Raw genomic sequence first — 13,948 nt, 5'->3', positions numbered from 1 at the left:
AATTTTGTATTGAAAAAATATTTATAATAAATAAATTAAAAATTTTGAAATCTAATGTTAAATAATATAATATATAAAAGTTTCAAAAAAATCTTGAAATAGATGATCTATTATATATCCAAGATAATATTAACCTATGCATAACAACTAAAATTATTGGTCCAATAAAAACACCTATTACTCCAAAAGAAATTAAACCACCAATAACTCCAGATAATATAAGAAGAAAGGGTAATCTTATTCCTAAACGTATTAATATGGGTCTTAATATATTATCTAATATGCATATAAAAAAACTCCAAAACAAAAGTATTGTGCCAAAAATGAAATTATTGTTTAAAAATAACCATATTGACAATGGTATTAAAATAGGAAGAGGTCCTAATTGAATAAAACAAAATAATGATATAAGTAATAAAAAAAAAGAACAATTTGGAATTTCTGAAATAATTAATCCTATCCAACCTAAAAAAGTTTGAACAATAGTAGTAACTAAAATTACTAAAGATATTGTTCTAATAGATTTTCCTACTAATAACAACATAGAATTACCATACCTATAAGAAATTCTACAAGCTAAATTTTTTGCTATTTCTAAAAATTTTTCTCCATTAAAATAAAGAAATACATTAAATATTAATATAAAGTTTAATTGTATTATTATAGAACTAACATATCCTATTTTTATAAAAAAAAATTCTGAAAATTTTACAAGATAAGGTTGTAAATATGTAATAAAATCAGATCCATGATTAACATTTAAATTTTTATAATTAAAAAATATTTTTTTTCCAACTAAAGGAATATTTCTTAAATATGAAAGCTCAGGAAACTTAAAACTATTAGAAAACAAAAAAATTATAAAAGATTTAAAATTATATATTAATATATTAAAAAATAACAATATTGGAACTAATATAAACAAAAAAGTAAAAATTACCATTATAATTATAGCAACATAACGCTTACCATAAAAATATTTTTGCAATTTTAACATAATCGGCCATGTAGATGTTACTATTATACACGACCAAATAAAACTAAAAATAAATGGTTTTATTACCAAAAAACTTAAAAATGACATTAAAAAAATAAAAATTAAAGAAAATATTTCTTTTTTAGAATACATAAATAATTTTAAATTTTTCATAAAAATAATACCTCAAAAATTACTAAATTATTTTTTATATAAATAGATCATATTAAAATTTTAATTTAATTAAAATGTTAATAATGTAATATTATATTTTTGAAAAACTTTTAAAACTTAATTTTAATAATATAAACGTATTTTTAACAAGATAATTATTATTAAAAAAATAAAATAAAATACTGTAAAATATTTTTGTAAAAACTTATAATATATAATAAAATTAAAAATTATTTATTTATTATAAAAAAAAATAAAATCAATATACAAAATATGAAAAAAAAAACATACAAAAATATAAAAATTACAAAAAATGCAATAAAACAAATAGAAATTTTAACAAAAAAATATAATTCTAAAATTTTAGAAATATATATAAAAAAAACTGGTTGTGCTGGATTAAAATATAAAATGAAATTTATTGAAAATGTTAAAGATTATACAAAAAATAAAAAAAAAATAATTATAAATAAAAAAATACAAATATTAATATCAAAAAAATTTTTAAACATATTTAAAAATACTGAGATAGATTTTGTAAGTAATGGATTAAATAAAAATTTTGAATTTAAAAATTATAATATAAAAAATTTTTGTGGGTGTGGGAAAAGCTTTAACATAAATTAATAATATGTTCATACTGTAAAACACAAAAATTTTTTTTCCCTTTAGATAATAAAAAATATTGATAAAATTTTTTTTCTGATTTATTAAAAACATGTTTACAATTTTTTATTACAACATTATTTATTTTTATTGATCCAGACAAAATAATTTTTCTAGAATTACTTAAAGAATTAGTAAAAGATATTTTTAATAAAATTTCTTCTAAAGTGCTTTTATTATTTATATAAAATTTTGGTATTCCAACATATTTTTTTGTTAAAAATATAAAATTTAAATTACTAATTTTAATGAAATTTTTATTAAATAATATTTTTGAAATTTTTTTAACTATACAAAAATCTTTATAACCATGAACAAATCTTGTTATTGAATCAGCTAAAAGTTTTTTATTTTTTATAATATTATATGTTATGGTTGTTGTATTATTATAAATTTTTTTTTTAAATAAATCTAAAAAGTTAAATATTTTAATAAAATAATTAGACTCTTCATCAGAAATGTTTATCCAAAATTGATAAAAATCAAAAACTGATGTTTTTCTTTTATTTAACCAAATAGATCCTTTTTCACTTTTACCAAATTTTTTTCCATTTTTTTTTGTAAATAATGGAATTGTAATTCCAAAAACTTTTTTGTTATATAATTTTTTAGTTAAATTTATTCCTGATACAATATTACCCCATTGATCTGATCCTCCTACTTGTAATATAGTATTATAATTTTTATATAAGTAAGAAAAATCATATGATTGTAATAAACTATAAGAAAATTCTGTAAAAGACATATTTTTATCAATTCTATTTATTCTTTTTTTAACAGAAGTTTTTTGTATCATATTTTTTATATTAAAATATTTTCCTACATTTCTTAAAAATTTTAAAATATTCATATCATTAAACCAATTATAATTATTAATAATTTTAACATTTTTAATATCAAAATGTTTATTTAAAAAATATGATATCTGATCAAATAATTTAGATTGATACTTTAAAATATTTTTTTTACTAATAAGCTTTCTTTCATCATCCTTAAAACTAGGATCTCCTATTAAACTAGTAGCCCCTCCTATCAAAATTATTATTTTATTTTTATATTTTTGAACTTTTTTCAAAAATAACAAAGGTAATATATGACCTATATGTAAACTATCAGAAGTAGGATCAAACCCGCAATACAATGTAATATTTTTATTTTTTTTAATTTCTTCTAAAAAACTCTTTTCATCGGTAATTTTATCTATTATACCTGATTTTTTAAATTCATTTATTATTATTTTATTTAACATAAATTTTTTCTTTATAATGTTAATATTGATTTTTTAAAAATATTTTAAAAATAAACTTAACTTTAGTATTTAACTAATAAAATGAAATAATTTGTACTGAATCTATATCAAATATTAAATATATTTTATTATAAGATAAAAATTTATTAAAATATTTTAATATTTTATCAAAAATTTTTCTTAAAGCAAATTTAGTATTATTAGAAAATAATATATTATAATAAAAAAATTTTTTATATTTTTCTAAAAAAATATAATTAGAACACATAAACCAAAATTTTTTCTCTTTTTTAGATATTTTTTCCAGAAAAGGTTTTATATATTTTAAAAAAAATAAAATTTTATGTTTTTTATTACTTTCTATTCTAAAAATTGCATGTAAACTAAATGGAGGTAATTTATATTTCTTTCTACATTTTAATAAATATTTAGAAAAATTATTATAACCATTATAAATTAATTTTTTAAACAACATATTATAAATTAAATTAGTTTGTATAATTATTTTAAAAGAAGAATTATAAGATTCTAAAAATAATCTTATTATACTATAATATATTTGACTAAAATATTCTGTAGATCTAAAATTTGGAAATAAAAAATAATAATCTATATATAAAAAAATTAATAATTTAATATTATACAAATTATATTTATAAAGGTATTTTTTTTTACTTATAAAAATAGATTTAGAAAAAAATTTAATATTTTTGTTTGTGTTATTTTTATCTAAAAATATAATTACAGTATTATCAAAAATTTCTTTAATATTTTTTATTAAAAAAGAAGTATTACAACGACTATAAACAAATTTTTCACATTTACAATATAAACATTTAAATTCTTTATTTATATTAAAACAAAATCTACAAACAAAAACACCTTCATGAATTTTAAATTCACAAATTTGATAACATACATTACATCTAAAAATATAATTACATTTAAAACATTTAACAAAATAAAACATATAAGAAAATCCATCTATAATTAAACATATATTATAATTATTTTTTAAATGAAAATTAATTTCTTTTATTAAAGATAAAGAAAAAACACCTCTAAATCTTTCAATTTTAATGTCTATTAATATTTTTTTTAAATTTTTATAAAAATTTAATATGTCATTCGATATTTTAATACAATTTATTTTGTTTTTTTGAACATTATATAATGTACTTAAATTTGGCTCAGAAGACTCTAAAATAACTGGAATTTTTTCATAATAAGACCTTAATAGGATTACACTTTTTAAGTTAAATGTCCACTTACCTAAAACTCTATAAGATAAATTATTTTCTTCATCTAATATAATTATTCCTAAATTTTTAATAGGAACAAAAACTCCAACTTTGGTAGAAATTATTATTGAAGCATTTTTTTTTTGAAACTCATTCCAACATTTTATTTTTTTACTATCTGTAAGCTTAGAATGATAAGAATATATAGGATATGACATATTTTTTTTTATTTCATTTTTTATTTTATTCAACATATACAAATTAGAAACTATGAACAATATTTTTAAATCATTTTTTAATATATTTTTAAATAAAGCGAAATAAAATTTTAATTTCATATAAAATAAATTATCTGTTATTAACCATGTACTGAAATTATTCAAATTACTTAAAATTCTATTAATATATTTACAAAAAACGTCATTAGATTTTAAAAAAAAATTATTATTTATTTTATTTTTGTTAATAAAAGATATTTTAAAATCTTTATAAACTTTTTCACATAATTTTTTTTTACAAAGTTGAGAAAATATATAATTTGAAATATTACATTTTTTTAAAAATATTTTATCTATATTTTTTTTTCTTAATAAAGACAAAGTATAGAATTGTTTAGGAGTTTTTTTTAAAATATTTATATCTATTAATCTTCCTAGCTTAGTTATTGACCAAACAAAATTTAACTTATTTTTAAAAGAATTACCTTTTTTTATAAATTTAGGAACTCCAAAAAAAATGATAAAATTTATAGAACATCTATAATATTTAGAACATTTTAATATAGTGTTCCAAACATAATAATTAAATATAGAAAAATTATCAATTATAGAATCTACATATTTTAATTCTATATTTTTTTTATTTTTATTATATATTTTATAAGACAATATAATTCCTACACTTTTATTTTTTTTAAAATTTATTATTACTCTGCCTCCAACTATAGGTTTTTTTTTAAAATTATATAAATACGCAAAAGTTTTGTTTATAGGTATAAATAACATAACTTTAACAACAAACATAATGTTACACATAAGAATTATTATTAAAAATTTAAAATATATTAAACATATCAAAAAATAAATAAAATAAAAATAAATATAATGTTGAAAATTATTTTTTTATATATTATTATTAAAATAATATTTACGTCCGTAACTCAGCAGGTTAGAGTGCCATTATGACATGATGGATGCCAGTGGTTCGAATCCACTCGGACGTATAAATTTATATAATAAAAACTTTTACAATGAAAAAAAAAAACTATTAATAGAAAATATTATTAAATATATAAAACCAAACCAAAAAATATTAGTTTCATATAGCGGTGGATTAGATTCTACAGTATTATTATATCAATTAATTGAATTAAAAAAAAAAAATAAAAAAATAAAAATAAGAGCAATACATATAAATCATTCTATAAATAAAAACTCTGATATATGGAGCTATCATTGCTATAAACAATGTAAAAAAAATAATATAAAAATTATATTAAAGAAAATAAATAAAAAATATAAAAATAATATAGAATGTTCATTAAGAATACATAGATATAAAATTATAAAAAAAGAATTGTTAAAACGTGAAATATTAATGACTGCACATCATCTAAATGATCAATGCGAAACATTAATATTAGCATTAAAAAGAGGAAGCGGACCAGATGGTCTATCTTGTATAAAAAAAGTTATACAATTTGGCAATAAAAAACAATTATTAATCAGACCATTTATAAAATTTGAAAAAAAAATTTTAAAAAAATGGGCTATAAAAAAAAAATTAAAATGGATTACAGATAAAAGTAATTTCAATATAAATATTGAAAGAAACTTTGTTAGAATAAAAATAATTCCAATACTTGAAAGTAAATGGCCTTTTTTATTAAAAAATTTTTATAGAACTACAAAAATATGTCAAGAAAACAAAAAAGTTATAAATTTTTTTATCCATTCTATATTAAAAAAATGCAAATTAAGTAAAACAGAAATAAAAATAAAAAAAATAATAAAATTTCCTAAAGAAATAATAATCTTAATTATAAGATATTGGATGCACGACTTAACAAAAAAATTTATTTCATACAAAAAAAATCATCAAATATATAAAGATATAATATTAACAAAAAAAAATAAGTCTCCTTCTATGTATTTTAAAAAATATAAGTTGCAAAAATATAAAAATATAATATTTTATTGCAAATTAATTCCAAATATCAAAAATTTAATAATTTTTTGCCACTATCCTTTTAAAAAAATTATTTTACCACATGAATTAGGTAAAATAAAAAAAAGTAAAAATGGAATGAAAGTACCTCCTCCAAAAAAAACAGATTTAGTAAATATTAGATTTAATTTTTCAAAAAAAATTTTGACACATGAAATAAATAAAAAATGTAAAATTAAAAAAATTTTAAACCGACTAAAAATACCTATTTTATATAGGAATTATATTCCATTATTATTTTATAATGAAACATTTATATCCGCAATTGGTTTGTTTTTGTCAAAAAGCAAAGAAAATATTAAAAAACATTGGCATATATCTTGGATAAATGACATATAAAAACTATTTATTTTCAAAAAATTTTTTGCAATCTTCTATAAATATTTTTTTATATAAAATTTTTATATTAGAAATTTTATGATTTATTAAAGGACGTTTTATATTTTTAAAATTTAATTTTGTGTTTAAAAAAAATTCAACTTTGTGTGATAAACTTGGAACAATTGGCTTCAAATAAATCATAATTATTCTAAAAAAATTTATACCAAGAGAACAAACATTTTGAACATAATTAAATTTATTAACATTTTTTATAAATACCCAAGGGGATTTTTTGTTAATATAAAAATTAGCGAAACTAGATATTTTTAAAATCTCATTAATTACATCTTTATATTGCATGTTTTTAAAAAAAAAATCTATTTTATTTGTTTTTAAAATAAAACTTTTATAATTTTTAATGTCATATATTTTTTTAGAAAGCATGCCATCAAAATATTTATTTATAAAACTAGCGTTTCTCATAGCTAAATTTACAACATTATTTACTAATCCTGAATTTATTTTATTAAAAAAATCATATGCATTAATATTTATATCTTGCGAATTTTTAGAAATTTTAGAAGCATAATAATAACGTAAACTATCAGAATTAAAATTTTTTAACCATTTTTTTGCAGTTATTACACTATTTTTTGATTTAGAAATTTTTTTTCCATTTATATTCACATGACCATGAACATATATTTTAGTAGGCTTTCTAAAAGACATTACATCTAACAATGCAGGCCAAAATATACTATGAAAATAAATTATATCTTTTCCTATAAAGTGATATAATTTATTTTTACTATTTTTCTTCCAAAATTCATTAAAACTTATTTTACTATTTTTGTTAGTTAAATTTTTAAATGTACTAATATATCCAATAGGAGCGTCTAACCAAACATAAAAATATTTTTTTTTAAAACCAGGAATTTTAAAACCAAAATATGGATGATCTCTTGAGATACACCAATGTTTTAAACCATTTTCAAACCATTCCATAACTTTTTTAGAAATTGCATTGTCTAATACACCAGAAACAATCCATTTTTTTAAAATTTTTTCAAAATAAGATAAATTAAAAAATATATTAGTAGTATCTTTTAACACAAGATCACTTTTAGAAATAGCAGATTTCGGAGATAATAAATCCATAACTGAGTAAAAAGAACCACATAATGAGCAATTATCTCCATATTGATTTTTGCAATTACAATTTGGACAAGTTCCTTTTATATATCTATCTGACAAAAACATTTTTTTTTTTATATCATAAAATTGATTTATTTTTTTAATATATATTAATTTCTTTTTATTTAATAAATAAAATGCTTTTTTCACAAAAAATAGATTTTCTTTAGAATGTGTTGAATGATAATTATCATAAATTATATTAAAATTAAAAAAATCTTTTTTATGATCTTCTAAAATTTTTTTAATTAAAATTTTTTCAGAAATTTTTTTTTCTTCAGCTTTTAACATAATAGCTGTACCATGAGCATCATCAGCACATATAAAAAAAACTTTTTCTCCAATCATTCTTTTATATCTAACAAATATATCCGCTTGAATATGTTCTAATAAATGACCTATATGAATAGGACCATTTGCATATGGTAAAGCACAAGTAACTAAATTTTTTTTTTTCATAATAATAATTTAAAACTTATAAAATAATTAATTAACTAAATAAAAAATAATGTTTTATTAAACAATTTATATTAATAAATATTTTTATAGCTATAAAATTTTATAAAATTTTTATAGCTAGAAAATATTTTAAATAAATTATTATATTTTTGTTAAAAAAAATTAAAAGATCATTTCCAATTAGTATGAAAATTTCCATCCATATCTATTCTTTCGTATGTGTGTGATCCAAAAAAATCTCTTTGAGCTTGTATTAAATTTGAAGAAAGTCTTTTTGATCTATAACTATCATAATAAGAAATTGCAGAAGATAAAGCAGGAACTGGTATACCATATTTTATAGATGTAGACAAAATGTTTCTTAATGAATTTTGATATGAAAAAGTTATTTTAGTAAAATAATCATCTAATAATAAATTATTTAAATTACTTTTCTTTTCGTAAGCTAACATTATTTTATCTAAAAATTTAGCTCTAATTATACACCCGGCTCTAAAAATTTTAGCAATATTCTTATAATTTAAATTCCAATTATTTAATTTAGAAGCTAAATGCATTTGAGAAAAACCTTGAGCATAAGATATTATCTTACTAAAGTACAGAGATTTTCTTAATTCTTCTATAAAAAAGTTTTTCTCTTTACAAGAAAAATCAATAACTGGGCCTTTTAATATATCAGAAGCACACGTCCTTTCCATTTTTAAAGAAGATATATATCTATAAAACACAGACTCAGTAATTAAAGATAAAGGAGATTCTATTTCTAATGAATTTATGCTAGCCCATTTCCCTGTGCCTTTATTTTTGGCTACATCAGAAATTAAATCTATCAAATATTTACCTGAACTATCTTTTTTTAAAAAAATATATTTAGTTATTTCTATCAAATAACTATTTAATTCACCTTTATTCCATTTTTTAAAAATTTCTGATATTTCATAATTGTCTAATTTAAGCAAATTTTTTAATAAAGAATAAGATTCAGATATAATTTGCATATCTCCATATTCTATAGCATTATGAATCATTTTTACATAATGACCAGAACCATTTGGACCTATATAATCAACACATGAAACTCCTTTATAATTAGCTGATATTTTAAAAAATATATTTTTAATAGAATTATAAACTTTTTTATTACCACCAGGCATAATAGATGGTCCAAACAAAGCACCTTTTTCTCCACCTGAAATTCCAGCGCCAATAAAATTTATTCCTATTTTATTTAAATATTTTTCTCTTAGTATAGTATCTTTATAAAAAGAATTGCCACAATCTACTATTATATCATTTTTATTTAAATGTGGAATTATTAACTCAATTGTTTTATCAGTAACTTTACCTGATTTAACCATTAATAAAATGCATCTAGGAGTTTTAATAAAATTTACGAAATCTTTAATTTTTTCAAAACAAAAGATGTTTTTATTAGGATTATCAAGTACTATTTTTTTAGCTTTTTCAAAAGATCTATTAAATATAGAAACAAAAAAACCATTTCTTTCTAAATTTAAACATAAATTACTTCCCATAACAGACATTCCAACTACTCCAATTTGTCTTTTTTCCATATTGTTCCTCATATAAAAAATATAAATATTTTTTTTTAAAAATTTATTAAATGTTAAATTACTTTTTATTAATTTTATTACGTTCAACCAATTTAGAAATTACATTATATAAACTTAAATTTTTTGCATGCAACAAAACTAATATATGATAAATTAAATCAGATGTCTCATTAATTAATTCATCAGTATCTTTTTTTGTAGCAGCTAATATAGTTTCTACAGACTCTTCTCCAACTTTTTGAGATATTCTATAAATTCCAGATTTATAAAGTTTTTTAGTATAAGAATTTTTACTATTTTTTTTTTTATATTCTATTTTATTATCTAATTTATATAAAAAATCAAAAATAGTATTTTTGTATTTAAAGCAACTATTATTATTTAAATGACAAGTATTACCTAAAGGATTAACTATTATTAATATACTATCATTATCGCAGTCTAATATAATATCTATAACTTTTAAGTAATTTCCTGATGTTTCTCCCTTAGTCCATAATCTATTTTTAACTCTAGAAAAAAAAGTCACAATTTTTTTAGAAATAGTTTTTTTTAATGCTTCATAATTCATATATCCTAGCATTAAAACTTTACCAGACAATTTATGCTGTATTATTACTGGAATTATATTATTAACTTTACTCCAATTTATTAAACTAATATATTTTTTATTAATCATAATCTAACTTCTATACCTTTTTCAAATAAATAATTTTTTAATTTCTTAATATTAATTCTTTTACTATGGAAAACAGATGCAGCTAACGCACCGTCCACATTAGATTTCAAAAAAACTTTGTAAAAATGACTATAACAACCTGCTCCACTAGAAGCAATTAATGGGACTTTACAAATCTTTTTAATACTTTTCAATTGATTTATATCATATCCAGAATTTAAACCATCAAAATTTATTACGTTTAAAACTATTTCTCCGGCTCCTAGCTTTTGCACTTTCTTAACCCAATCTAAAGTATATATATTAGTTTTAATTGTTTTAGAAGAATCTCCTGTATATTTAAAAACAAAATATTTTTTTGATATTCTGTCAAACATAGAATCAATTCCAACAACTATACATTGTTTACCAAACTTATCTGCTAATTTACTAATTAATTTTGGGTTATCAATTGCTGAAGAATTTATTGATATTTTGTCTGCACCATTAGACAATATTTTTTTAGCATCTTCAATACTTTTAATTCCCCCGGCCACGCAAAATGGTATATCTAAAATTTTTGATATTTTATATATCCAATTTTTGTTTACTAATTTATTACTTGTATAAGCAGTGATATCATAAAAAACTAATTCGTCAGCTCCCTCTTTAACATATCTACTTACTAAAGATAAAATATCTTCAGAAATAATTTTATGATTTCTAAATTTTTTCCCTTTAACTACTTTATTATTTTTTATATCTAAACAAGGAATGATCCTTTTTGCCAACATGAAATAGCCTCCGATAAATTGAATCTATTTTCTAAAAGAGCTCTTCCAACTATAACATCATTAACACCAGTAGATTTAATTTCTTCTATATCTTTTAAACAACTCACTCCTCCAGATGCTTGAATTAATAAATTATTAAACTTTTTTACTATTTCTTTGTACAAACTAATATTTGGGCCGTTAAATGTTCCATCTTTTTTTATATCAGTACACAATAAATATTTCATACCATGTTCTACATATTCTGAAATTAAATCTATCATATCTACATTAGTTTTTTCTCTCCAACCATTTATCTTTACTTCTTTTATATTTTTATCATTAATAAAAACATCTACAGCTAATACAAGCTTTTCACTATATTTTATAAACCATTTTTTTACTTCTTCACGATTGTTAATAGCAATAGATCCTATAACTACTCTTTTTACTCCAGATAATAATAAACTTTCTATATCTTCAATATTTCTAATACCTCCTCCTATTTGAACAGGTATATTTATATTTTTAACAACTTTATCAATAAACTTAATTTGTCTTTTTTTAGGATCCCTGCTTCCATTTAAATCAACTAAATGTAATAATTTAGCTCCATTTAATCTATATTGTTCAATTAAAAAAAATAAATTATTATCATAAAATTTTATTTTTTTATAATTACCTTGATATAATCTAACTATATTATTATCTAATATATCTAATGATGGAATTATCATAATTTATACCGCCAAAAAATTTTTTAATAATAATGAACCTACATTTCCTGATTTTTCTGGATGAAATTGAACTCCAAAAAAATTTTTTATTTGTATAGCTGAACTAAAATATTTTTCATAAAAAGTGTAAGAAACAGTATATTTATTTATTGGAACATAATAACTATGCACAAAATAAAATCTAGATCCTTGTAATATATTTTTAAATAAAACACTTTTATTATTATGCACAACATTATTCCATCCAATGTGTGGAACAGGCAATCTATTAGATTTTATTAAAGATGCATGATCTTTAAAAATGTTTAAAGTTTTTGTTATATTATTATTACTACTTTCTTCACTATATTTACAAAATATTTGCATTCCTAAGCAAATACCTAAAATAGGATTTTTATAATTTAATATTTCATTCAAAAGATTTTTTTTTTTAATTATATTCATTACAGATTGTGCTGTACCAACACCAGGCAAAAATAATCTATCAGATTTTTTAATAACATTTAAATCATTAGAAACAATAGGTTTATATCCTAATCTATTAATAGACCATATTAAAGAAGATACATTAGAAGATTCTGTATCTAATATAACTATTTTATAAATCATAATAAAACCCCTTTAGTACTAGGAATATTGTTACAATTAGAAAAAATTGCCTTTCTAAAAGCAACTCCAAAAGATTTGAATATACTTTCACAAATATGATGATCATTCTCTCCAAAAGATTTAAAATGTATAGTACTTTTCATTGAATAGCTTAATGAATAAAAAAAGTGCTTTATCATATTTAAATTTAAATCTCCTAATATATTACCACTTAAATTAGTATTAAATTTAATGTAAGGTCTTCCAGAAATATCTAATACACATTTAGATATACTTTCATCCATAGGTATTATACCTAAACCAAATCTATTAATATATTTTCTTTTTTTAACAGCTGTTAAAATAGATCTTCCTAGTGAAATAGCTACATCTTCTATAGTATGATGATCATCTATATGCAAATCACCTATAACTTTTATAAATAAATAAATTTTAGCATGAAAAGAAAATTGTTCTAACATATGATCTAAAAACTTTATTCCAGTATTAATTTTACTTTTAACATATTTATTAATATTTAAATTGATTAAAACATTAGTTTCTTTCGTAATTCTATTAAACTTTATTATTTCATTACTATAAATTATTTTTTTTTTAATTTTACTCCAATTAAAACTATTTTTATTATATAAAATCCCTTTAATTCCAATATTTTTAGCAAACTCTATATCTGTTTTTCTATCTCCTATAACAAAGCTATTTTTTTTATCTATTTTATTATTCTTAATAAATTTTTTTAACAATCCAATTTTAGGTTTTCTACATTTACAATTTTCTTTTAAATAATGAGGACAAATAAAAAAGTCATAAAATTTTATACCTTGAGACAAAAAAACATTAATAATAAAATTATTTACATAATTAAATTTTTCTTTAGGAAACTCTTTTGTTCCTAAACCATCTTGATTTGTAACTATTACAAAATGATAGTCTTTTTTCTTAAAACTTGATAAAACAGAAAACACATTTTTTTCAAATTTTAATTTATTTATTGAATCTATTTTAAAATCTGATAAAGGTTCATTAATAATAGTTCCATCTCTATCTATAAATAAAAATTTTTTTTTCATAATTTCGATTTTTGACAAATT

General features: G+C 18.6%; 12 protein-coding genes and 1 tRNA gene. 3 read left to right on the top strand and 10 right to left on the bottom strand.

Annotated features, from left to right (window positions below; genetic code table 11):
* Positions 1-82: 82 nt before the first annotated feature.
* On the bottom strand, positions 83-1,150 hold the full coding sequence (gene ydiK, locus RJD23_RS00460; protein WP_343188294.1) for an AI-2E family transporter YdiK: 1,068 nt from the start codon (positions 1,148-1,150) through the stop codon (positions 83-85).
* A gap of 273 nt (positions 1,151-1,423) precedes the next feature.
* On the opposite strand from ydiK, the gene RJD23_RS00455 reads away from it, so the two are divergent.
* Positions 1,424-1,777 carry a HesB/IscA family protein gene (locus RJD23_RS00455; RefSeq protein WP_343188293.1) on the top strand — a complete coding sequence of 118 codons (354 nt, stop codon included), beginning with the start codon at positions 1,424-1,426 and terminating at the stop codon, positions 1,775-1,777.
* Here the strand turns inward: RJD23_RS00455 and tyrS are convergent.
* Both tyrS and RJD23_RS00445 read right to left on the bottom strand, forming a co-directional pair.
* Positions 1,764-3,065 carry a tyrosine--tRNA ligase gene (gene tyrS / locus RJD23_RS00450; protein ID WP_343188292.1) on the bottom strand — a complete coding sequence of 434 codons (1,302 nt, stop codon included), beginning with the start codon at positions 3,063-3,065 and terminating at the stop codon, positions 1,764-1,766. The genes RJD23_RS00455 and tyrS overlap by 14 nt on opposite strands.
* A 73-nt stretch (positions 3,066-3,138) precedes the next feature.
* The gene (locus RJD23_RS00445) at positions 3,139-5,340 is read right to left on the bottom strand and encodes a hypothetical protein (RefSeq protein ID WP_343188291.1); all 2,202 of its coding nucleotides are present in this window, start codon (positions 5,338-5,340) and stop codon (positions 3,139-3,141) included.
* Between the two features lie 114 nt (positions 5,341-5,454).
* Between RJD23_RS00445 and RJD23_RS00440 the strand changes: the two genes are divergently transcribed.
* Both RJD23_RS00440 and tilS read left to right on the top strand, forming a co-directional pair.
* Positions 5,455-5,528, top strand: a tRNA-Ser gene (locus tag RJD23_RS00440).
* Complete coding sequence (tilS, locus tag RJD23_RS00435; RefSeq protein WP_343188290.1) at positions 5,495-6,871, top strand: tRNA lysidine(34) synthetase TilS; 1,377 nt, start codon at positions 5,495-5,497, stop codon at positions 6,869-6,871. Before RJD23_RS00440 ends, tilS begins: the two co-directional genes overlap by 34 nt.
* Before the next feature lie 3 nt (positions 6,872-6,874).
* Here the strand turns inward: tilS and metG are convergent, their stop codons facing one another.
* The 7 genes from metG to hisB form a co-directional block, all read right to left on the bottom strand.
* On the bottom strand, positions 6,875-8,506 hold the full coding sequence (gene metG / locus RJD23_RS00430; protein ID WP_428994248.1) for a methionine--tRNA ligase: 1,632 nt from the start codon (positions 8,504-8,506) through the stop codon (positions 6,875-6,877).
* 170 nt (positions 8,507-8,676) lie between these two features.
* Complete coding sequence (gndA, locus tag RJD23_RS00425) at positions 8,677-10,080, bottom strand: NADP-dependent phosphogluconate dehydrogenase (RefSeq protein ID WP_343188289.1); 1,404 nt, start codon at positions 10,078-10,080, stop codon at positions 8,677-8,679.
* 58 nt (positions 10,081-10,138) lie between these two features.
* Positions 10,139-10,759 carry a bifunctional phosphoribosyl-AMP cyclohydrolase/phosphoribosyl-ATP diphosphatase HisIE gene (hisIE, locus tag RJD23_RS00420; protein ID WP_343188288.1) on the bottom strand — a complete coding sequence of 207 codons (621 nt, stop codon included), beginning with the start codon at positions 10,757-10,759 and terminating at the stop codon, positions 10,139-10,141.
* Entirely contained in the window at positions 10,756-11,532 is a 777-nt protein-coding gene (hisF, locus tag RJD23_RS00415) for an imidazole glycerol phosphate synthase subunit HisF (protein ID WP_343188287.1), read from the bottom strand. The genes hisIE and hisF overlap by 4 nt, the downstream gene beginning before the upstream one ends.
* Entirely contained in the window at positions 11,502-12,248 is a 747-nt protein-coding gene (gene hisA, locus RJD23_RS00410; RefSeq protein ID WP_343188286.1) for a 1-(5-phosphoribosyl)-5-[(5-phosphoribosylamino)methylideneamino]imidazole-4-carboxamide isomerase, read from the bottom strand. Before hisA ends, hisF begins: the two co-directional genes overlap by 31 nt.
* Before the next feature lie 3 nt (positions 12,249-12,251).
* Positions 12,252-12,857, bottom strand: coding sequence for an imidazole glycerol phosphate synthase subunit HisH (gene hisH / locus RJD23_RS00405; protein WP_343188285.1), 606 nt, complete (start codon positions 12,855-12,857; stop codon positions 12,252-12,254).
* Positions 12,854-13,927 carry a bifunctional histidinol-phosphatase/imidazoleglycerol-phosphate dehydratase HisB gene (hisB, locus tag RJD23_RS00400; RefSeq protein WP_343188284.1) on the bottom strand — a complete coding sequence of 358 codons (1,074 nt, stop codon included), beginning with the start codon at positions 13,925-13,927 and terminating at the stop codon, positions 12,854-12,856. The genes hisH and hisB overlap by 4 nt, the downstream gene beginning before the upstream one ends.
* Positions 13,928-13,948: the final 21 nt, after the last annotated feature.

Origin of the sequence: Buchnera aphidicola (Ceratoglyphina bambusae), from assembly GCF_039363085.1 — a bacterium.
Lineage (GTDB): Bacteria > Pseudomonadota > Gammaproteobacteria > Enterobacterales > Enterobacteriaceae > Buchnera_G > Buchnera_G aphidicola_E.
Note: the sequence above shows the minus strand (reverse complement) of the source record. Positions and strands in the feature narration are given on the sequence as shown.

Excerpts from the sequence above, each read along its gene's own strand:
- ydiK (WP_343188294.1), bottom strand. The coding sequence starts at position 1,150 with ATGAAAAATTTAAAATTATTTATGTATTCTAAAAAAGAAATATTTTCT.
- RJD23_RS00455 (WP_343188293.1), top strand. The coding sequence starts at position 1,424 with ATGAAAAAAAAAACATACAAAAATATAAAAATTACAAAAAATGCAATA.
- tyrS (WP_343188292.1), bottom strand. The coding sequence starts at position 3,065 with ATGTTAAATAAAATAATAATAAATGAATTTAAAAAATCAGGTATAATA.
- RJD23_RS00445 (WP_343188291.1), bottom strand. The coding sequence starts at position 5,340 with ATGTGTAACATTATGTTTGTTGTTAAAGTTATGTTATTTATACCTATA.
- tilS (WP_343188290.1), top strand. The coding sequence starts at position 5,495 with ATGGATGCCAGTGGTTCGAATCCACTCGGACGTATAAATTTATATAAT.
- metG (WP_428994248.1), bottom strand. The coding sequence starts at position 8,506 with ATGAAAAAAAAAAATTTAGTTACTTGTGCTTTACCATATGCAAATGGT.
- gndA (WP_343188289.1), bottom strand. The coding sequence starts at position 10,080 with ATGGAAAAAAGACAAATTGGAGTAGTTGGAATGTCTGTTATGGGAAGT.
- hisIE (WP_343188288.1), bottom strand. The coding sequence starts at position 10,759 with ATGATTAATAAAAAATATATTAGTTTAATAAATTGGAGTAAAGTTAAT.
- hisF (WP_343188287.1), bottom strand. The coding sequence starts at position 11,532 with ATGTTGGCAAAAAGGATCATTCCTTGTTTAGATATAAAAAATAATAAA.
- hisA (WP_343188286.1), bottom strand. The coding sequence starts at position 12,248 with ATGATAATTCCATCATTAGATATATTAGATAATAATATAGTTAGATTA.
- hisH (WP_343188285.1), bottom strand. The coding sequence starts at position 12,857 with ATGATTTATAAAATAGTTATATTAGATACAGAATCTTCTAATGTATCT.
- hisB (WP_343188284.1), bottom strand. The coding sequence starts at position 13,927 with ATGAAAAAAAAATTTTTATTTATAGATAGAGATGGAACTATTATTAAT.